The organism is Bradyrhizobium yuanmingense (genome assembly GCF_029167105.1).
Lineage (GTDB): Bacteria > Pseudomonadota > Alphaproteobacteria > Rhizobiales > Xanthobacteraceae > Bradyrhizobium > Bradyrhizobium yuanmingense_A.
Genome location: NZ_JARFML010000043.1, coordinates 1 through 20,166, shown reverse-complemented (window position 1 = coordinate 20,166; position 20,166 = coordinate 1). Strand labels below are relative to the sequence as shown.

The following is a 20,166-nucleotide window of genomic DNA, read 5'->3' as shown; positions in this document are numbered from 1 at the left end:
AGGCTCGCCGGGACATCAACTCCCGATCCTGCGCTGCGGCAAATGCCAAGAGAATGTCGTCCCAAAGGCCAACTTCCGACACAGGCTGGGGGCGAATAGCGCCGATCCGACATGACGGATGTGCTTCGGCGGTGGCGGCCACGCTACCTGCGAGCACATTCACTTTTCCAGGGAATCTGCGTGTCGCAAAAGCTTGTCCCGGCGCTTCTCGCCGCTCTTTTCCTTGCGATCTCTTCTCTCTCCTGCGCCCGCGCCGATGCGCCGGCCGCGAACGGTGCCGCGGCGCTATCGCCTGACGAAGCCAGGCGAGCGTTGGACACGCTTCAGGACGACAAGAAGCGCGCGCAGATGATCGATACGCTCCGTGCGATCGCCAACGCGTCTGGTCCGCAACAGCCCGCGCCGCAGCCGAATTCGCCGATCCCGCTTTCGGCCGACGGCCTCGGTGCGCAGCTCATGCTCACGGTCTCGGAGGAGATCGGCGAAATCTCGCGTGAGATCGCCGGCATGGCGCGGACGCTCACGCATTTTCCGGCGTTCTATTACTGGATCGTGCGCACCGCGAACGATCCTGCGGCTTACAATCTTCTGATCGAGATCGCCTGGAAGCTCGCGCTGGTGCTCGGCTGCGCCCTCTCGGCCGAATGGGTGATCTTCCGCCTGATCCGCCGGCCGGTCGCGTTCCTGGAGGGACGCGTGCCGCAAAGCGCGCGCCTGCCGGCACCGGCGCTGCCGCTTGCCGACCCGCCATCGTCAGTCGCCGACGTTACGCCGGCACCTGAAATGCAGGAGCGACGCCACAGCCTTGCGCGGGTCTGGCAGATCATGCTGCGCCTGCCCTTCGTGCTCGGGCGTTTCGTACTCGAGCTGCTTCCCGTGCTCGTCTTCGTCGGCGTCGCCACCGCGCTGCTCGGGACGGAGATCGGAGAACCGACAACCGTCCGCCTCGTGATCCTCGCCGTCGTCAACGCCTATGCGTTCTCGCGCGGGCTCATCTGCCTGGTTCGGGCGCTGGCGGGGCCGTTCGGCCTGTTTCCGGTGCGCGCGGAGACCGCCGCCTATATCGAGATCTGGGCGCGCCGAATCGTCGGCGTCGGCGTCTCCGGCATCGCCTTTGCCAATGTGGCGCTGCTGCTCGGCCTGCACCGCGCCGGCTACGCCGCGCTGCTGCGCATGGTGATGCTGGTCGTGCACCTCTTCATCGCCGTCATCATCCTGCAATGCCGCCGCCAGGTCGCCGATGCCATCCGCGCCCCGGCCGAGCGGCAGGGGATTGCGGACCGTTTGCGCAACCGCATCGCCGGCGGCTGGCACTATCTTGCCATCGCGCTCGACCTCGCACTGTGGGCGGTATGGGCGCTCAACATCCGCAACGGCTATTCGCTGCTGCTGCAATATTTCGTCGGCACCATCGCAGTGGCGCTGGTCGCGCGTGTCGTCATCATGCTGACGCTGAGCCTGATCGACCGCGGCTTCCGCATCAATCCGGAGATCCTCCAGCGCTTTCCCGGCCTCGAGATCCGTGCCAACCGCTATCTGCCGCTGCTCCGCAGGATCGTATCCGGTGTCATCGCCTTCATTGGTTTCGTGGCGGTGCTCGAGGTCTGGGGCGTGGACGCGATCGTCTGGTTCTATGGCGGCCAGATCGGCAGCCGGCTGATCTCGGCCGTGGTGACCATCGGCCTCGCCGTACTCATCGCTGCGGCGATCTGGGAAGCCAGCAATGCGCTCCTGGACCGCCAGATCAATACGCTGTCGCGGGACGGGCACTATGCCCGCGCCGCGCGGTTGCGCACCTTCCAGCCGATGCTGCGCACCGCGCTGCTCTGTCTGATCGCGACGATCGTCGGCCTGACGGCGTTGAGCGAGATCGGCGTCAATGTCGCGCCGCTGCTGGCGGGCGCCGGCATCGTCGGCATTGCGATCGGCTTCGGCTCGCAGAAGCTGGTGCAGGATCTCATCACCGGCCTGTTCCTGCTGCTGGAGAATACGGTGCAGGTCGGCGACACCGTTAGCGTGTCGGGGCTGTCGGGCGTCGTCGAGAACGTCTCGATCCGCACCATCCGCCTGCGCGCGGGCGACGGCGCCGTGCACATCGTGCCGTTCAGCGCGGTCACGACCATCACCAATGCCAGCCGCGGCGCCGGCAACGCCTCGGTCAGCGTCAACGTCGCCTACAAGGAAGACACCGACCGCGCCGGCCAGATCCTCAAGGACATCGTCGACGAGATGCGCCGTGAAGCGGATTTCCGCGCGCTCATCCGCGGCGACCTCGAGCTTTGGGGCGTCGACAAGGTCGACGGCGCGATGGTGTCGATCGTCGGCCAGATCCGCTGCACTGAGGCCGGCCGCTGGCCGGTCCAGCGCGAATTCAACCGCCGCATGAAGCTGCGCTTCCAGCAGAACGGGATCGAGGTTGCATCGTCGGTGCAGACCATCCTGATGCACATCGCGCCGCCGGCGGACAGCGCTGCCAATCTGACGCCCCGGCGGGCGGCGGGATAAGCAGGCGAGCGCATATCAGTTCTTGGCGGCGGCCTGAGCGCCCGCCTCGTCCTTCGAGACGGCGCTACGCGCCTCCTCAGGATGAGGCTAATCGGCATCGGTGCCCGTTGATCCTGATGTCGCGCACTCCGTCCTCATCCTGAGAGCCCGCCAACGGCGGGCGTCTCGAAGGATGGCCGCGGGTGAGATAGGGGCCTCCATGGTTCGAGATGGCGCTGACGCGGCTCCCCACCATGAGGAGTTAGTGCCCTGCCGAGTTAACCTTTTCGCGCGAAAGTGCCAGGCGTTTGCAAAAATCTGCTGCGGTGCGAGATCACGATCGCGGCCGGAGTCGCTACGTCCTTGATCTCGACTGAACGCTGGCCGACAATGGCTGCGGTTCAATAAGAAACTCCTTGGGGGAATCGTGAATAGACCTGCTCGGGTCAGCGCCCATTCGACATCATCCGAGACCGCGCACGGCATGACGCTGCTGCGCGACCCCCTGCTCAACAAGGGCACGGCCTTCACGGAAGCGGAGCGCGCCGCACTCGGCTTGCGCGGCCTGTTGCCGCCCTGTGTGCTGACGATGGAGACGCAGGCTCAGCGCGTGCTCACCAATCTGCGCACGCTGCCGACGGATCTGGAAAAATACGTTGCCCTGAACGCGCTGCATGACCGCAACGAGGCGCTGTTCTTCCGCGTCGTCGTCGACAATATCGACGAGATCCAGCCGATCATCTACACCCCGACGGTCGGGCTTGCCTGCCAGAAATACGGCCTGATCTTCCAGCGGCCGCGCGGCATGTTCATCTCCTCACGCGACCGCGGCCAGATCGCGGAGATCCTGAAGAACTGGCCCTACCAGGCCAGGCTGATCGTCGTCACCGACGGCGAGCGCATTTTGGGACTTGGCGATCTCGGTGCCAACGGCATGGGTATCCCCGTCGGCAAGCTCTCGCTCTATTCGGCCTGCGCGGGCGTGCATCCGGAAGCGTGCCTGCCGATCGTGCTCGATGTCGGCACCAACAACGAAGAGCTGTTGAACGACCCCTATTATCTCGGCCTGCGCGAGCGGCGGCTGACGGGCGAGGCCTATGACAGCTTCGTCGACGAGTTCATGCAAGCCGCGCGCAAGACGTTTCCGGGCGTGCTGATCCAGTTCGAGGACTTCGCCAATCATTCGGCGTTCAAGCTGCTGCACAAATATCGCGACGAGGCCTGCGTCTTCAACGACGACATCCAGGGCACCGCGGCGGTGGCGCTCGCCGGCCTGTTCTCGGCTCTGCGAATCTCCGGGGGCAAGCTGAAGGACCAGAAGATCCTGTTCCTCGGCGCGGGCGAGGCGGCGACCGGCATCGCCGATCTCGTGGTCTCCGCCATGATGGCGGAGGGGGCCTCCGAGGCGGATGCGCTTTCCCGCAACTGGCTGGTGGATTCCCGCGGTCTCGTCGTTGCGGGGCGCGAGGGCCTTCATGGCCACAAGCTGCGCTATGCGCACACCGATCAGGCGCCGATCGCCGACTTCCTCACCGCCATCAAGACGCTGAAGCCGACGGCGATCATCGGCGTCGCGGCGGTCGGCGGCGCCTTCACGCCCGATGTGCTCAAGGCGATGGCCGAGCTCAATGAGCAGCCGATCGTGTTCGCGCTCTCCAACCCGACCTCAAAGGCCGAGTGCTCGGCGGAGGATGCCTATCGCTACACTGAGGGACGCGCGCTGTTCGCCTGCGGCAGCCCGTACGATCCGGTCAAGCTCAACGGCCGCAGCTTCGTGCCGCGCCAGGGCAACAATTCCTACATCTTCCCGGGCGTCGGCCTTGGCGTCATCGCCAGCCGCTCGCGCCTCGTGACCGACGAGATGTTCATGGCAGCGGCGCATGCGCTCGCCGATTGCGTCGGCAGGGAGGACCTCGCACAGGGCAGCCTCTATCCGGCATTGCCGCGCATCCGCGAGGTCTCGATCCGCATCGCGGCGGCGGTTGCGGACGTGGCCTATCAGCGTGGGCTCGCCGATGGTCCGGCGCCCAATGACGTGAAGGCTCTGGTCCAGTCGCAGATGTACGAGCCGAAGTACTAGAAATCGGGCCGCGCCGAAACGCGCGGCTCGCGGGCCGTATCGGGCTGATCCTTCGCTGATCTGTCCCGATTCTGAACAGGTCACTGTGGTGGAATCGTCACAGCGCGGCGCGAAACGCCGGCGGCCCCAGAGCCGCTTTTGTTCCGACAAGGTTCTGCCCTCATTGCCCACCGAAACTTGGGGTTGTTCGGAGGGCGCATCATGTCTCGCATTGCAAGTGCCGAAACTGCCCGGATGTCGCTGGCAAGCTCGAGCCGGTTGTTGCTCGCGGTCCTGGGCGCCGCATCGCTCGCCGCCTGCTCGCAATCGCCGGTCGGCCGTCAGAAAGCCGATCTCGCCGGAACAACCCGGCAAGCCGCGGTCGAGCGCCCGCACCGGGTGGCGGCGCTGCATCCGCGCCCGATCAGCCGGGCGCGCGTCCCCGACCGTGACGCAAAGCAAACCGCTTCGCACGGCATCGCCAGCTTTTATTCGGATACACAGACCGCGAGCGGCGAGAAGTTCGACAGGAACGAATTGACCGCAGCGCATCCCACCCTGCCGTTCGGCACCAAGCTGCGCGTCACCGAGACCTCCTCCGGCCGTTTCGTCACCGTGAGGGTCAACGATCGCGGGCCCTTCGTGCGCGGACGCGTGGTCGACATCTCGCCTTCCGCCGCCGAGGCGCTCGGCATGGTCGACAAGGGCATCACCAACGTCAGGCTCGAGGTCGTGCAATAGGGCGCCACGCGTCGCGGCCGAGGCGGCGCGCTTAACCGGCTGTTAGCGGCTTCTCAAGCACCATGGCTGCCCGCACAATTCGGGACTTTGGGGGAGGCGGCGCTTTGAACACGATCCAGCATCTCGAAGATCAGGCTGCGCGCGCCGAACGGCTCGCCAAACGGATCACGGACACGCTGACGATCGAAAAGCTGCTGACCTTCGCGGGCGAACGCCGCCGCGAGATCGAGGTCATCGCCGGCAAGCACCGCCGCAACCAGCGCGCAATGTGATCGGGTTTGATTGCTAGGAGGGAGCGCACCTCCGTCCTTTCGGCAAGCTCGCTTCATTTCATCGCACTTTGAGAATGGCTTTCGATGAAGTCGCTGAGATAATCGGGAAGCTCTATTCCATAGATGTCGCAGCGCGCGCGGATCTCGCCGGCGACGTCGCACGAGATATCCCTCATCCAGTGCTCGAGCGTGTTGAACGAGATCACCTTGATCGGGTCATTGAAGCAGCCGGCGACAAGCTCGCCGATCGTGGCGTCGAGATCGCTGCGCTCGATGCGGATTTCGGTCGCCTCGTCGCGGCGATCGACCACCACGAACAGGGTCTGGTCCGCTCCGTAAGGCACGATCGGTGATGATACGCCGGCGTCAAACATCTTGAGGCGCTCACGTCATTGCTTTGATCCCTGACAACGGGAAGAACCGGAAGAAGGTTCCTGCTCGCGCGCTTGTGAAGGGCGTCAGAGAAATTCTCTCAAGCGCGACAGCTCAAGGACGTGTTCGGGGGAGAGGATCTCGGTGACGAGCGGCGGCTGCGCTATGGTGCGGATCTCGTAGAGATGGCGGGTCGTCGCCGGCTTCTGCATGAAAGCCGAGATGCAATCGTCGAGCGTGCCTTCGATGAGCCGGTAGGGCTCCCGGTCAGGCTGGCGCTGATTGGCAAGTGATGGCCATTTATGCAGCACCGCAAGCGCACCGAAATCGACCTTTGAATCCCCGACCACGTCCCCCATCGCCCTGCCTCACGCAAAACGCGACCCCAGCACACGTGCTCGCGTGCCGGGGCCCATACACCTGTCGCTGCATCTCAATGCCACAGGTCAGCCAACGCGGCAGCCGGGAAAAGGTTCCCGGCTCATCCGCTACGGAGCAGGGCTCAATCGCCGGAAATCTTCGGAATTTGCAATATCCAGCGGACAAACGCCTTCACGCGGGGATCTTTGGCCATTGCCGCGGGCCAGCGCACGATTTGAGCCTTGCTCGACGGCAAGTCCCACGATGGCGGAAGCACCCGTACCAGCCTGCCGTCCCTGAGCGCGTCCTGGACCAGCAGCGAACGCGCAAGCACGATCCCGTTGCCGGCCAGGGCGGCGGCTATGGCGGTGGCTATCGTCGCAAAACGTATCTCGGCGGGTGGCGGGCGGCCGAGGCCCAATCGTTCGAACCAGGAGGTCCATGACCATTCGACCCCGCGGTCATCGCCGGTCCGGCCCTTGTGCAGGAGCGGCAAGGATTTGAGGCGCGTCACGTCGGTCAGTGGCTGCTGGCCAGGCAGCAGGCGTGGGTGGCAGACGGGGTAGATATGCTCGCGGACTAGCAAGCGCTGCGTCGACGTCGGCCTCAAGCCCGCCGCTGGTTGCCACACAACCGCGACGTCGAGATCGGTCGACCTTGCATGTGCGTCGGCGTCACGTACGGCCAGCTCTACCGGTATGCCGGGATGCGTTAGCGCAAAATCGGGCAAGCGGCGCACGAGCCAATAGTCGGCGAGCGCTGCACCGACGCCGACTTTCAACGCCGGCGGCGGAGCGGCGGCGCGACAAAGCGCACGAAAATCCGCCATCCTGTCGAGCAAACCGGCCAACTCGTTCGAGAGGGCAATACCGGCGGGCGTGGCACATAAGCCACTCGGCTGCCGAATGAGGAGGGGCGTCCCGACGAAGTTCTCGAGCTTGCGGAGCCGATGACTGACCGCGCTCTGCGTGAGCCCGAGCTCCGCGGAGGCACGCGTGACGCTCGCATGTCTCAAGGCCGCCTCGAACGCAATCAGCCCGTCAAAGGGAGGAAATGAGCGCATTGCATCATCATGAATCATTTTCATGACGATGTGAATGCATTGCATTGGCACAGGCCTCGCCCCGGCATGCATATCGGTCCCAGACACTTTCACGATGGGACAACGATGATCACGCCTGAACCCGATCGGCAGCCCTCGAGGCGTTGGCACGACCGGCTGCCAATGCTGGTGCTCGGCATGGCGGCCTTTCTGACGCAGTTCGACGTGACCGCGGTTGTTGTCGCGATGCCGGCCATGGCCGCCGAACTCGGTTTCGGTGGCGCTGCCTACGCCTGGGTGATGGATGCCTATAGTCTGGCATTTACCGGTGGGCTGCTCGCTGCGGGCGCGCTGGCCGACAAGTATGGACGCCGCCGCGCTCTGCTTGGCGGCAACATCGTGTTCCTGGTCGGATCGATCATTTGCGGCTTCGCGGCGGGCGGTCCGATGCTGTGGGCCGCGCGCGCAGTTCAAGGCCTCGGCGCGGCGTTCGTCATCACGGGAGGCATTGCGCTGCTTGCGAATGCCTATGCCCGGCCTGACGAGCGCGCCCGCGCCTTCGCGTTCATGGGCGTGCTCTCAGGCATCGCCATGGCGCTCGGACCAGCGCTCGGGGGACTTGTCTCGGCCTGGTTCGGATGGCGCTGGATCTTCCTCGCCAATATCCCGCTTTGTCTGCTCACGCTTCTGGCCGTTCCGCGGTTGGTCGCAGAATCGCGTGATCCCGCCGGCCGTCCGCTGGACTGGAGCGGCGTCGTGCTTCTCACGCTTGCGCTTGGTATTGCGATCGAGAGCCTGCTGAAGGGAGATGAAGTGCCGGCCCGGATTGCAGCGGGCCTCGGGCTGAGCGCCTGTCTGCTCGCCATCTTCGTGATGCAGCAGCGGCGGCGGCCCGTTCCGATCTTCGACCCCGCTGTGTTCATGCGGCCGGTCATGGTCGGCATTTCCTCGCTGCTGATTGCCGTTTCCGTTGGATACTGGGCGGTGCTCGTCTATCTGCCTCCGTTCCTGAGCGCAGCGTTCGGCTGGGCAGGCCCGTCCGTTGGCTTCGCAATGCTCTTCGCGACGTTGCCGATGCTTCTGCTGCCGCCCTATGGTGCTCGCCTCGCAACACGCTGGGGCTGGCGCCGGCTGTTCGCGACGGCGATGCTGGCGCTGCTGGCAGGCGATCTCATTCTGGTCCTGGCGGCGAGCGGCTGGCTGCTGAATGCGCAAGTCGTTCTCGCTGCGGCGGCGACCGGAATGCTGTTGACCGGGATTGGCGCAGTCCTCGCGCATCCGCAACTGTCGAGCGCCGTCGTTGCGCTGGTGCCTCCGGCCCAAGCCGGCATGGCTTCGGCCGTCACCGTGGTCATGCGGCAGGCCGGATTCGCACTCGGCATCGCAGCGCTCGGTGCGATTCTATCGGACGAAGCAACGGCTGCCGGTTATGCGTGGCCGTGGGTTGTTGCGGCTCTTGGGTCAGCAGGCGGCCTCATCGCCGCAGCGATGTTGCTGCCTGACCAGCAGCCTTAGCTGTATCCGGCGGATACAGCCGGCTGCCGGGGCCACACCAATCGCCACGCCGGCCGGGAAACGGCTCCCGGCCGCCTGTCGCCATTCAGCTCGCGGCCGCCGCGATCCTGTGCCCGGGGCTGTCATGCTCCTGGTTGCTGTCGCGGCGGCGGACCTCCGGCGGCAGCCCGGCAAAGCGCCGCAAGGCCTCCGCCATCTGCACCCGGCCCGACACGCCTGTGATCACCACGTCCACCATCGCAAAGGACGAGTGGAAGTGGCCGCGCGCCTTCAATTGCTCGACCGGCACGCCCGCTGCGGCCATTGCCTCGGCATAGGCGATGCCCTCGTCGCGCAGCGGATCGAACTCGCAGGTGACCACGAGGGCCGGCGGCAGGCCGGCAACCTTGCCGCGCAGCGGCGAGACCCGCGGGTCGGTGCGGTCCGCCGGCGAGCAGTAGAGGTCCCAGAACCAGTACATCAGGGAGCGCGTCAGGAAGTAGGCGGTCCCATTTTCATTGTAGGAGGGCCGATCGAACGTGCAGTCGGTGACCGGACAAACCAGAAGCTGGCCGGCGATGGTGGGCCCGCCGCGGTCGCGTGCGAGCTGGCAGGTGACGGCCGCGATGTTGCCGCCGGCGCTCCAGCCGGCGACCAGCACCGGGCCCGGCCTGCCGCCGAGCTCGGCGGCGTGCTCGGCAATCCAGCGCGTGGCCGCATAGCCGTCTTCCGCAGCCGTCGGGAAGCGATGCTCCGGTGCGTGGCGATAGCCGACGCTGACGAACATCATGCCGGTCCGCCGCACCATGTCGCGGCAGAACGGCTCGTCCGATTGCTCGTCGCCGAGCACCCAGCCGCCGCCGTGGAAATAAACCACGACCGGATGCGGTCCCGGCGTTGCCGGCTTGTAGACGCGGTAGGGGAGCGAGCCGTCGGCAATGGGCAGGGTACCGTCGACGATCTCGCCGATCGGCCGCCCCGCAGGCCGGCCCTTGTTGAACTCGTTGACGAAGGCGCGGGCGCCGATCGCGCCCATCGACTCGATCGGCGGCAGGTTGAGCGAGGCGAGCAGGTTCAGCACCAGCCGCACGTCCGGCTGCAGGCGCACCACCTCGCCGTCATTGCATTGGGCGGCGCCATCGGGGCCGGTGAGCTTGAAGCCGAGCATGCCGCGGCTGACCACCTCGTCGCAGATGCTGCGGTACGGGCCGACGCCGCCGGTATAGGGCATCAGGCCCTGCACCTTGCCGGGCACGTTGGCGCCGGTGTACCACGTGTTGGCGAGCCGGTGCAGCGTCAGCATCGAGCAGTCGGCCATGTGCCTGTTCCAGCCGGCCTGTGCCGTCTCGGTCGGCTCGATCGTGGTGAAGCCGGCAGCGCGCAGCGCGGCAAGACGATCGACCACCCAGTCGACATGCTGCTCGATCGACACCGCCATGTTCGACAGCACCGACGGGCTGCCGGGGCCGGTGATCATGAAGAAGTTCGGGAAGCCCTCGACCGTAAGGCCGAGATAGGTCTGCGGCCCCTGCGCCCAGACATCGGACAGCGACTTGCCGCCGCGCCCGGTGATCGGATGCACGGCGCGGATCGCGCCGGTCATGGCGTCGAAGCCGGTTGCGAAGACGATGACGTCGAGATCGAAGCTGCGGCCGCTCGTGGAGACGCCGTTCGCGGTGATCGCCTTGATCGGCTCCTTGCGCAGATTGACCAGCGTGACGTTCGGCCGGTTGTAGGTTGCGTAATAATTGGTGTCGAGGCAGGGGCGTTTCGCGCCGAAAGGATGGTCGTCCGGCATCAGTGCCGCGGCCGTCTCGGGGTCCTTGACGGCGGCGCGGATCTTCTCGCGGATCAGGTCCTGGACGATCTTGTTGCCGTCGAGGTCGACGGCCTGGTCGGCCCAGAGCTGCGTCAGGATGTGGACGAGGTCGCCTGCCGCCCAGGCGCGCTCGAACCGCTCGCGGCGCTCGGCATCGCTGAGCTGCCAGCTCACGACCGTCTGCTGCGGGTAGGGTACGCCGGCCATCGACTGCCGCGCCTGCTCGCGATAGGCGGCGCGGTCGCTCTGCAGCAGGCTCATGCGGTCCGCGGGCGCCGGGCCGTTATGCGCCGGCAATGCGAAATTCGGTGTGCGCTGGAACACCGTCAGATGCGCGGCCTGCTCGGCGATCACAGGGATCGACTGGATCGCCGAGGAGCCCGTGCCGATCACGGCGACGCGCTTTCCGGTGAGATCGACGCCGTCATGCGGCCAGCGCCCGGTGAAATAGACCTCGCCTTTGAAGTCCTTGACGCCGTCGATCTCCGGCGGCTTTGGCGCGGAGAGGCAACCGGTTGCCATGATGTAATGGCGGCAGGAGACGGGTGGCCCATTGTCGGTAGTGATGAGCCAGCGCTCGGACGCTTCGTCCCATCTGGCTTCGGTGACCTTGGTCTTGAAACGGATGTCGCGGCGCAGATCGTAGCGATCGGCGACGAAGCCGAGGTAGCGCAGGATCTCGGGCTGGGTCGCGTATTTTTCCGACCAGGTCCAGGCGGTCTCGAGCTCCGGATCGAACGTATAACTGTAGTCGATGGTCTGGATGTCGCAGCGCGCGCCCGGATAGCGGTTCCAATACCAAGTGCCGCCGACATCGCCGGCCTCGTCGAGCCCGACCGCCGAGAACCCCGCCTTGCGCAGGCGATGGAGAAGGTAGAGGCCGGCAAATCCGGCGCCGACCACGGCGACATCGACCTGCTGAGCGGTTCCGCGCTCATCGGAGGCACGTGTGGCAATCATTGCGTCAGGCATGGTGTTCCTCCCGTATGCTTTGTTTTGGCGGCAGGCTATCGCCGCAGGCTCAGCTTGTCATTAGAGCAAGTGCAATCTTAGGGTGGTCGTTTGCGGCGGCTTCGTGACCGCGCGAAGGTTGCGGTACCACACGCACCGCGATGCACAATGGCCGTGATAGCCCGGGGTAATCAGCCATCCTCCTTCTGTGTATGCTTGCGCTTACAAGCCACGCGTACCGCCCCGGCCGTCATGACAGAGTTGAGTGAGCGAACCAGAGCGAACATGGACGTCGTTCTCGAGCAGACGTGCCGGCAATTGCCGCATGGCGGCGATCACGACAGCCGCAGGTTCATTGCCGAGCGCCTGATCGAGGCGGCACGGGCGGGCCACTCCACGCTTGGCGAGCTCGGCATCGTCGCGCGCCACGCGCTCGCGGAGCTGATCGGCAAAGGCGGTTAGGCTCAAGGCGCAAGGCTTGCCTCGCCGACGGCTCTAGACATAACCTGCCGAAACCCTTCATCGAGATCGTTGCGAAGATGCGGGCCCTGCTTGCATTCGTTGCGGCTATTGCAGCCCTGTGTGGCGCCGGCCCGGCCGCCGCTCAGCCGGTCGGACAGTTTCCATTCGCGCTGACGCGTGAAGGGCAGATGCTCGGCGCCGTGGAAGGCGAGGTGGCCTCGTTCAAGGGGCTGGCTTACGCGGCGCCGCCGCTCGGCGCGCTGCGCTGGCAACCGCCGCAGCCAACGACCGAAAGCTCGGAGATGCGCACCGCCTACGATTACGGTGCGCCGTGCCTTCAGCCGGCGCTGCCGGCGGCGAGCGAGGATTGCCTGACGCTGAACGTGTTTCGTCCCTTCGGGGTCGACGGCCCGTTGCCGGTGATGGTGTTCATCCATGGCGGCGCGTTCGTCTCGGGCACCGCGAACGATCCGCTGTTCGATGGCGCCAAGCTGGCGCAGGCGGGCCTCATCGTGGTTACCGTGAATTATCGCCTCGGCGCGCTCGGCTGGCTCACGCATCCCGCGCTGTCGGACGCCGGCTCCGGAAATTTCGGCCTGATGGACCAGGTCGCCGCGCTGCACTGGGTGCACGACAACATCGCGGCCTTCGGCGGCGATCCTGATAACGTCACTTTGTTCGGCAGCGACGCGGGCGCAACATCGATCGCGCTGCTTATGCTGTCCGCGCAAGCGCGCAATCTCTTCCACAAGGCCATTCTGCAATCGCTGCCCGGCCGCGCGCGCCTGCGCTCGGCAGAAGAGGCTGAGGCCATCGGCCGACAGTTCGTGGCCGCGCTTTCGCCGAAGACGGATCTGCGCGCAGTCGAGCCGCGGCGCCTGCTGGCCGCCGAGAAACAATTGCTGGAGAAATCGCCGCGCAGCTTTGCACCGATGATGGATGGACGTCTCGCGACCGAGGACCTCGCCGCAGGCTTTGCGGCCGGACGCCAAAGCCGCATTCCCTTGATCATCGGCTCGAACGACGACGAGACCGGCCTGGAGAACGAGACCGCGATCAAGGAGGAGCTTGCGCTGCCGGGCGCGGGCGGCAGCGAGTTGCGCAAGCTCTATCCCGATCTCGCCAGACCTTCGGATCTCGCGGCAAGAATTTACACCGACAAGGTCTTTTCCGAGCCGGTGCGGCTGCTGGCACGTCTGCACGCGGCAGGCGGCGCGCCGACCTTTCGCTACCGCTTCGCCTATGTGCCGGAGGCCAGGCGCGCCAATCCGGACGTCGGCCACGGGCGCGAGCTGCAGTTCATCTTCGGTGCGGAAGGCGTGCCCGGTGCTGGCATCCTGTCGCGGCGCGACCGCGAGGTCGCAGGCCGCATGCGCGCCTATTGGATAAACTTCGCCCGAAGTGGCGATCCCAATGGTCCCGACCTACATGGTCCCGACCTGCCACGCTGGGACGCAGCTAGCGGCGATCGCCTGCTGCTGATCACGAACGATGGCATCGCGAGCGGCGACGATCCAATCGCGGATCGTCTCGACCGGCTCGCAAATGAGGGCAGGAGATGAGCAGGATTTAAGCCGCGAGTTCGACGCGCGGCGCCAGGCTCAGCCGGTCTTCCTCCAGGTAATCCATCGCGCCGTCCTTCTCGACGGCATAGAATTGCTGGCCATCCCGCGACTTGAAGGCGGCGCGGACGACACCGCGGCGGCCCTTGTCACTGTTGACGACGTCCCCCAGCGCAAACTTCCTCATCGCACGTCTCACTTGTCTTCAGGCCGACTGCTTCGGCCCAGCGGGGATTCTGGGCGGCAAATCGTTAACGACTTGCTAACCATGCTGCTTTGCCTATGCTCATCGCCGATCGTGCGGACCGCTCGCACGCGCCTGTTGTCCATGAGACGAGCCGATGACGCGATTTCCGACCCTGTTCCTGTCGCATGGCGGCGGCCCCTGGCCCTTCATGGAGGACAGGCGGGTGCAATATGCCAAGACCGCCGAGGCGTTCGCGAACTTGCCGCAGCTTCTGCCCGAGAGGCCGAAGGCGGTGCTGGTCATCACCGGGCATTGGGAAGCCGACGCCTTCACGGTCTCGACCTCGCCGCGTCCGCCGATGGTCTACGACTATTACGGTTTCCCCGAGCATACCTACCACCTCAAATATCCGGCGCCGGGCAAGCCCGAGCTTGCCGCGCAGGTGAAGGCACTGATCACGCATGCCGGCCTCGATTGCCGCGAAGATCCCGACCAGGGTTTCGACCACGGCACGTTCGTTCCGCTCGGGCTGATGTATCCGAATGCCGATATGCCGATCGTGCTGCTGTCGCTGAAGTCCAGCTATGACGCGGCCGAGCACGTCAAGGTGGGGCAGGCGATCGCATCGTTGCGCGACGAAGGCATCCTGATCGTCGGCAGCGGCCTGACCTATCACAACATGCGCGGCTTCAACCGTCCGGAGTCCAAGCCCGTCTCGTATGATTTCGAGGCCTATCTGAACGAGGCGATCAGCAACCCCGATGCGGCGCGCCGCAATGCCATGCTGGTCGACTGGGAGAACGCGCCGAGCGCACGCCTTGCACATCCGCGCGAGGATCATCTGCTGCCGCTGATGGTGGCAGCCGGTGCTGCCGCAAACGACGTCGGCCGCCGCGTCTTCGTCGACGAGGTCGCGCATGTGGCGATGGCCTCGTATGTGTTTGGGTAATGATCTCTTCTCCCTCGCCCGCAAGCGGGGAGAGGCGAAGAAAGCCTCACCCATATCTCAGCTTCATCACCAGAATGCCGCCGGCGAGAACCATGGTGACGGCGTTCGCCGCGACCAGGGGGGCATCGCCTGAAAGCAGGCCGTAGATGAGCCAGAGCGTGAGGCCCAGCATCATGACCAGGAACATGCCGAGAGAAATGTCGCGCGCCGAGCGGGTCTTCCAGACCTTGATGAACTGCGGCGCGTAGGCGACGGTGGTGCAGGTAGCGGCGGCAAAGCCGAGCAGCTTGATCGCGAAGGGGTCCATGTTCGGCTCTATAGCATGGATTCGGCTCTGCCTCACGCGCGGGCCGCCATGAGATCGCGGTACAGCGCGGCATAGTCGCCAGCGCGGTTGCGCCAGGAGACGTCGGTCGCAAGGCCGCTGCGTTGCAGGCGGCGCCAGGTCAGCTTGTCGTGGAAGGCGGTGTTGGCCTTGCGCAGCGTGCCGGCGAGGGCATCCGCCGTCACGGGGGCGAATTTGAAGCCGGTGGCATCGTGGCCGGACGCGTCGGCCTCGCCGATATCGACGATGGTGTCTTCGAGGCCGCCGACGCGCGAGACGATCGGCACGGCGCCATAGCGCAGCGCGCAGAGCTGGGTCAGGCCGCACGGCTCGAAGCGCGACGGCACGATCAGCGCGTCCGAGCCGGCCTGGATCAGATGCGCCAGGATTTCGTCATAGCCGATCACGACGCCGATCCGGCCCGGATTGGCGCGGGCCGCGGCCTGATAGCGATCCTGCAAATCGCGGTCGCCGCTGCCGAGCAGCGCGAGCTGCATGCCTTCGCGCAGGATGGTCGGGATGGCCTCCATCAGGAGATCGAGCCCCTTCTGCCACGACAGCCGGCTGATGACGCCGAGCAGCGGCGCTTCGTCCGAGGAATCGAGGTTGAACTGCTGCTGCAGCACCGCCTTGTTCGCGGCCCGGAATGTCAGGTCTTCCGCGCCGAAGCGGTAGGCGATGTGGGGATCGGTTTGCGGATTCCAGACCTTGGTGTCGATGCCGTTGAGGATGCCGCTCAGCACGCTCGATCGTTCACGAAGCAGGCCGCCGAGCCCCATGCCGCCTTCGTCGCTTTGGATTTCCTTCGCGTAGGTCGGTGATACCGTGGTGATGCGATCGGCAAGGCGCAAGCCGGCCTTCAAGAAGCTGATGCCGCCGAAATATTCCAGTTCGTTGATGTTGAAGGCGTACCAGGGCAGGCCGATCGATCCGACCAGCTCAGGGGCGAACTTGCCCTGATAGGCCATGTTGTGAATGGTCATGACGGTGCCGGGCCGCGGACGATTGTCGTAGTGCAGATAGGCGGGCGCGAGCCCCGCCTGCCAGTCGTGAGCATGCACGACATCGGGCACGAAGGCCGGAACGAGGCCGTGGCCGATATCGGCCGCCACGCGCGACAGCGCGGCGAAGCGCGCGCCGTTGTCCGCCCAGTCGACGCCATCAGTGGTGACATAGGGGTTGCCCGGCCGCGCATAGAGATGCGGCACGTCCAGCACGAACAGATCGAGCCCGGCATGCGAGCTCGCCAGCAGCCGGCCGGGCCCGCCGAAATAATCCGGCCAGCGCCGCAGTTCCTCTGTGCCGGACAAAAGGCGCATCACGTCGGGATAGCCCGGCAGCAAGGTGCGCATCTCGACGCCATGCGCCTTCAGCGCAACCGGCAGCGCGCCCGCGACATCCGCGAGGCCGCCGGTCTTGACGAGGGGATAGACTTCAGAGGCGACCGCGAGGACGCGAACAGGCGTCATGTATTGAGCCTGTCGATCATCGGCTGGGTGATCAGCGAGATGCCCTGCTCGGTGGTGCGGAAGCGCTTTCCGTCGAACTCGGGATCCTCGCCGACGACGAGCCCTTCCGGGATCTCGACGCCGCGGTCGATCACGACGTTCCTCAAGCGGGCGCCGCGGCCGACATTCACGTAAGGCATGATCACCGCATTCTCGACATTGGCGTAGGAGTTGATGCGCACGCCGGTGAACAGCAGGGAGCGGCGCAGCGAGGCGCCGGAGATGATGCAGCCGCCGGAGACCAGCGAACTCACCGCCTGACCGCGCCGGCTCTCCTCGTCATGGACGAATTTCGCCGGCGGCGTGATCTCGGCATAGGACCAGATCGGCCAGGCGCGGTCGAACAGGTCGAGCTCGGGCACCACGTCGGTGAGGTCGATATTGGCGGCCCAATAGGCGTCGACCGTGCCGACGTCGCGCCAATAGGCCGGGGTGTCACTGCCGGAGCGGACGCAGGAGGTCGAATATTGGTGCGCCATCGCGCGGCCGTTCTTGACCAGGTAGGGAATGATGTCCTTGCCGAAATCGTGGTTCGAGTTCGGGTCCTCGGCATCGCGCTTGAGCTGATCGAACAGGAATTTCGCGTCGAACACGTAGATGCCCATGCTGGCGAGCGAGACGTCCGGCTTGCCCGGCATCGGCGGCGGATCCTTCGGCTTTTCCAGGAACTCCTGGATCCAGCCGTTCTCGTCGATATGCATGATGCCGAAACCGGAAGATTCGGTCCGCGGCATTTCGAGGCAGCCGACGGTGACGTCGGCGCCGCTCTCGACGTGCTGGCGCAGCATCACCTCGTAGTCCATTTTGTAGATGTGGTCTCCGGCCAGCACGACGATGAAGCGGCAGGCGTGGGATTCGATGATGTCGATGTTCTGGTACACCGCGTCCGCCGTGCCGACATACCACATGCTCTCGGAGACGCGCTGGCTGGCGGGGAGGATGTCAAAACTCTCGTTGCGTTCGGGGCGGAAGAAGTTCCAGCCCATCTGAAGGTGCCGGATCAGGCTGTGCGCCTTGTATTGGGTCGCCACCGCGATACGGCGGATGCCGGAGTTCACCGCGTTCGACAGCGCGAAATCGATGATGCGGGACTTTCCGCCGAAATAGACCGCCGGCTTGGCGCGGCGGTCGGTCAGCTCCAGCAGGCGGCTGCCGCGTCCTCCGGCCAGGACAAACGCCAGCGCCTGACGGGCAAGCGGCTCGGGTCTCGCGGCGCTCATGTGATCCTCCCACAACTCTGGCGCTCGCGAGAAGCCTCCCGGCCGCGCACATTGGAACCGATAGTAATGGCACGAATAGTAAAGCGTGAAGGTGGTTGTTGGTTGCGAATGCACGGGAAGCTTAATGCCTTGCCGGGTGATCGGCCTCAGCCACCGTCGCGCGGCTGTCACAGGCGGCGACGTCCGGGCACCGGTTGATCAGAACGGAGGCAAGCGTCTTGTGCGGTGCACGCAAACTCCAGGCTTTGAAATTCAATGCTTTGACTTGGCGCAAGGATGTCCGATCATGACGCTGCGATCCTTTTTCCAAGCGAAAGGTCAGACAGGGAGTAGGACGATGAGGATCTGGAAGACGGCGATTGCCTGTTCATTGGCCGGCGTGGTCATGGTGGCCCAGATCGGGCAGGCCGCAGCGGCCCCGATGCCGACCAATGTTGCGACGATGAAGGCCGCGGCCGGTGATAATGTCACACCGGTGCATTGGCGCGGCGGCGGTTGGGGCTTTGCCCTCGGTGGTCTCGCAGCCGGCGCGATCATCGGCGGCGCCATCGCCAGCAGCGCGCCTTACGGTTACTATGGCAGACCCTATTACGGTGGCTACGGCTACGGATATCCGGGCTACGGTTATGGTTATGCCCCCGCCTATTACGGCGGCTACGGCTACGCACCGGTCTATCCGCGCTATTATCGGCCGTACCGTCCGTATTACAGCTATGGCTATTACCGGCCGTACCGGGTTTATCACCGCCCGTTCGGTGTTTATCCCCGCCCCTACTACCGCGCCTATTGGTGAGCACCGCGCGGCTAGAATGACAGCCACACGATCAGGCTCATGCATGCAACATGCATGAGCAGGATCGGGTTGAGCAGAAGCTGGCCGCCGCGGAGATCGTCGATCGCTCGTTCACGGACGTGATCGCGAAGGCGGGGTTGTAGCCTCTACGCACACTCTCGTGTCCCGGACGCGCTGCAGCGTGAAACGCTGCTGCGCAGAGCCGGGATCCATGGCGCACAGATCGCGTCCGGTTAGATGGGTCCGGCTCAGCAGCGCACCACTTCGTGATGTGCGCGTCCGGGGCACGAGACCTCTCAGGCGCTCAAGCATCCGTGAAGCGGGAAGACAACTTCCAACTCGATCGCGTTCCTCGAAACGATCCTCCTGCACATAGCGCTGCCGACAAAACCCTCATTGCTATTTGCACCGCAGCTCTTGCGGCGCGGCGCACTCCCGCAAAGATCAATCCGACGACCACATCGGGAGACCGGCCATGGGCCTGCAAGAAACAAAAATCGAATCGCTTCCCTTCGTCACTGCCGAACTCAACTATCTCGCACCGATCGACGGCAAGCCGCGTACCTACGCGTTCGATCCGCCGCCGGGTGAGCCCAAGAGCACTTCGCTGCCGGAGCCGCACAAGGTGCCGATCTTCGATGCGCGGCTGATCGCGCAGAACTTCTCGCTGGATCGAGAGGGCTTTGCGCTGGTGCGTCACCCGACGCAGGTGAAGGATTTCTACAACGAGGACGAGGTGAGGGCGGTCTATTATCCCGCCGTGGAGGCCTTTCTGCGCGCGACGCTGAAGGCCGACCGTGTCGTCATCTTCGACCACACTGTGCGCAAGCGTGTCGAGGGCGCGCCTGATATCCGCGACGGCGGCCCGCGTCAGCCGGCCACGCGCGTCCATGTCGACCAGACCATCACGTCCGGCGCCAACCGCGTCCGCGAGCATCTGCCTGATGAAGCCGAAGAGCTGCTGAAGGGGCGCGTGCAGGTGATCAATCTGTGGCGGCCGATCCGCGGCCCCTTGCGGGATTCACCGCTCGCCATGGCCGACGGCACCACGGTCAAGCCGGAAGACCTCGTCGCTTCCGACCTGATCTATCCCAACCGCCGCGGCGAGACCTATTCGGTGAAATACAATCCGAACCACCGCTGGTTCTATTTCCCCGAGATGACGCCGGACGAGGCGCTGCTGCTGAAGTGCTACGATTCCGCAACCGACGGCCGGACCCGTTTCGGTCCGCATACCGCATTCGTCGATCCGACCACGCCGGCCGATGCCGCTCCCCGCGAGAGCATCGAGGTCCGCTCGCTGGTGTTCCAGCGGCAGTAACAAAGTGTGATGGCCCTGCCGGGCATTTCCCGGCAGGGTTTCAGGAACCCGAGAACAAAGCGACGTTTGCAGCGCCGGGCAAGGGCCAACGGGGAGCAGTGCCGTGCGCGCGCAGCCGATGCTATGGCTTTGCCTTGCGACTTCAAGTCTCGCTTTCACGTCCATTGCAAATGCTGAAAGCGGACTTGCCTCCTATTACGGATACGCAAAAGCCGGCAAAGGCGGCGAGCTGACCTGTGCCCACC

General features: G+C 65.3%; 18 protein-coding genes and 1 pseudogene. 11 read left to right on the top strand and 8 right to left on the bottom strand.

Features of this window, described 5'->3' with window-relative positions:
* Positions 1-180: 180 nt before the first annotated feature.
* The 4 genes from P0R31_RS35340 (at position 181) to P0R31_RS35325 (ending at position 5,556) form a co-directional block, all read left to right on the top strand.
* Positions 181-2,505, top strand: coding sequence for a mechanosensitive ion channel domain-containing protein (locus tag P0R31_RS35340; protein ID WP_275519367.1), 2,325 nt, complete (start codon positions 181-183; stop codon positions 2,503-2,505).
* Positions 2,506-2,911: 406 nt separating this feature from the next.
* Positions 2,912-4,564: an NAD-dependent malic enzyme gene (locus P0R31_RS35335; protein ID WP_275519365.1), complete on the top strand. Its 1,653-nt coding sequence runs from the start codon at positions 2,912-2,914 to the stop codon at positions 4,562-4,564.
* A gap of 201 nt (positions 4,565-4,765) precedes the next feature.
* Positions 4,766-5,284, top strand: a complete 519-nt coding sequence (locus P0R31_RS35330; RefSeq protein ID WP_036006723.1) for a septal ring lytic transglycosylase RlpA family protein — start codon at positions 4,766-4,768, stop codon at positions 5,282-5,284.
* Positions 5,285-5,388: 104 nt separating this feature from the next.
* Positions 5,389-5,556 (top strand): hypothetical protein, encoded by a 168-nt coding sequence (locus tag P0R31_RS35325; RefSeq protein WP_275519363.1) that lies wholly within the window; start codon positions 5,389-5,391, stop codon positions 5,554-5,556.
* Between the two features lie 53 nt (positions 5,557-5,609).
* On the opposite strand, the gene P0R31_RS35320 is transcribed toward P0R31_RS35325, so the two are convergent.
* The 3 genes from P0R31_RS35320 to P0R31_RS35310 form a co-directional block, all read right to left on the bottom strand.
* The gene (locus tag P0R31_RS35320; protein ID WP_275519361.1) at positions 5,610-5,930 is read right to left on the bottom strand and encodes a hypothetical protein; all 321 of its coding nucleotides are present in this window, start codon (positions 5,928-5,930) and stop codon (positions 5,610-5,612) included.
* Between the two features lie 84 nt (positions 5,931-6,014).
* Positions 6,015-6,287, bottom strand: coding sequence for a hypothetical protein (locus P0R31_RS35315; RefSeq protein WP_275519359.1), 273 nt, complete (start codon positions 6,285-6,287; stop codon positions 6,015-6,017).
* A 143-nt stretch (positions 6,288-6,430) separates the two neighbouring features.
* A complete protein-coding gene (locus P0R31_RS35310) occupies positions 6,431-7,396 on the bottom strand; it encodes a LysR substrate-binding domain-containing protein (RefSeq protein ID WP_275519357.1) in 966 nt (321 codons plus the stop codon).
* Positions 7,397-7,456: 60 nt separating this feature from the next.
* On the opposite strand from P0R31_RS35310, the gene P0R31_RS35305 reads away from it, so the two are divergent.
* On the top strand, positions 7,457-8,845 hold the full coding sequence (locus P0R31_RS35305; RefSeq protein WP_275519355.1) for an MFS transporter: 1,389 nt from the start codon (positions 7,457-7,459) through the stop codon (positions 8,843-8,845).
* 85 nt (positions 8,846-8,930) lie between these two features.
* Here P0R31_RS35305 and P0R31_RS35300 read toward each other — a convergent pair whose 3' ends face one another.
* Positions 8,931-11,615 carry a flavin-containing monooxygenase gene (locus P0R31_RS35300; protein ID WP_275519353.1) on the bottom strand — a complete coding sequence of 895 codons (2,685 nt, stop codon included), beginning with the start codon at positions 11,613-11,615 and terminating at the stop codon, positions 8,931-8,933.
* A gap of 264 nt (positions 11,616-11,879) precedes the next feature.
* On the opposite strand from P0R31_RS35300, the gene P0R31_RS35295 reads away from it, so the two are divergent.
* Together P0R31_RS35295 and P0R31_RS35290 are read left to right on the top strand one after the other, a co-directional pair.
* On the top strand, positions 11,880-12,056 hold the full coding sequence (locus tag P0R31_RS35295) for a hypothetical protein (protein ID WP_225114513.1): 177 nt from the start codon (positions 11,880-11,882) through the stop codon (positions 12,054-12,056).
* Between the two features lie 77 nt (positions 12,057-12,133).
* Positions 12,134-13,618 carry a carboxylesterase/lipase family protein gene (locus P0R31_RS35290; protein WP_275519351.1) on the top strand — a complete coding sequence of 495 codons (1,485 nt, stop codon included), beginning with the start codon at positions 12,134-12,136 and terminating at the stop codon, positions 13,616-13,618.
* Positions 13,619-13,625: 7 nt separating this feature from the next.
* Here P0R31_RS35290 and P0R31_RS35285 read toward each other — a convergent pair whose 3' ends face one another.
* Positions 13,626-13,805, bottom strand: a complete 180-nt coding sequence (locus P0R31_RS35285; RefSeq protein ID WP_124159907.1) for a hypothetical protein — start codon at positions 13,803-13,805, stop codon at positions 13,626-13,628.
* Between the two features lie 154 nt (positions 13,806-13,959).
* Between P0R31_RS35285 and P0R31_RS35280 the strand changes: the two genes are divergently transcribed.
* Complete coding sequence (locus P0R31_RS35280) at positions 13,960-14,754, top strand: DODA-type extradiol aromatic ring-opening family dioxygenase (protein ID WP_275519349.1); 795 nt, start codon at positions 13,960-13,962, stop codon at positions 14,752-14,754.
* A gap of 46 nt (positions 14,755-14,800) precedes the next feature.
* Here the strand turns inward: P0R31_RS35280 and P0R31_RS35275 are convergent, their stop codons facing one another.
* The 3 genes from P0R31_RS35275 to glgC are packed head-to-tail and all read right to left on the bottom strand — an operon-like array spanning position 14,801 to position 17,807.
* Positions 14,801-15,061 carry a SemiSWEET transporter gene (locus P0R31_RS35275; protein ID WP_036006700.1) on the bottom strand — a complete coding sequence of 87 codons (261 nt, stop codon included), beginning with the start codon at positions 15,059-15,061 and terminating at the stop codon, positions 14,801-14,803.
* Positions 15,062-15,093: 32 nt separating this feature from the next.
* The gene (gene glgA, locus P0R31_RS35270) at positions 15,094-16,548 is read right to left on the bottom strand and encodes a glycogen synthase GlgA (RefSeq protein ID WP_275519347.1); all 1,455 of its coding nucleotides are present in this window, start codon (positions 16,546-16,548) and stop codon (positions 15,094-15,096) included.
* Positions 16,545-17,807 carry a glucose-1-phosphate adenylyltransferase gene (gene glgC, locus P0R31_RS35265; protein WP_275519345.1) on the bottom strand — a complete coding sequence of 421 codons (1,263 nt, stop codon included), beginning with the start codon at positions 17,805-17,807 and terminating at the stop codon, positions 16,545-16,547. The genes glgA and glgC overlap by 4 nt, the downstream gene beginning before the upstream one ends.
* A 337-nt stretch (positions 17,808-18,144) precedes the next feature.
* On the opposite strand from glgC, the gene P0R31_RS35260 reads away from it, so the two are divergent.
* From P0R31_RS35260 to P0R31_RS41170, 3 genes and pseudogenes are all read left to right on the top strand, one after another.
* Positions 18,145-18,600, top strand: coding sequence for a hypothetical protein (locus tag P0R31_RS35260; RefSeq protein WP_275519343.1), 456 nt, complete (start codon positions 18,145-18,147; stop codon positions 18,598-18,600).
* A gap of 475 nt (positions 18,601-19,075) precedes the next feature.
* Positions 19,076-19,921: a CmcJ/NvfI family oxidoreductase gene (locus P0R31_RS35255; protein ID WP_275519341.1), complete on the top strand. Its 846-nt coding sequence runs from the start codon at positions 19,076-19,078 to the stop codon at positions 19,919-19,921.
* A 103-nt stretch (positions 19,922-20,024) separates the two neighbouring features.
* A pseudogene (locus P0R31_RS41170) lies at positions 20,025-20,166 on the top strand (septal ring lytic transglycosylase RlpA family protein); the annotation flags it as partial.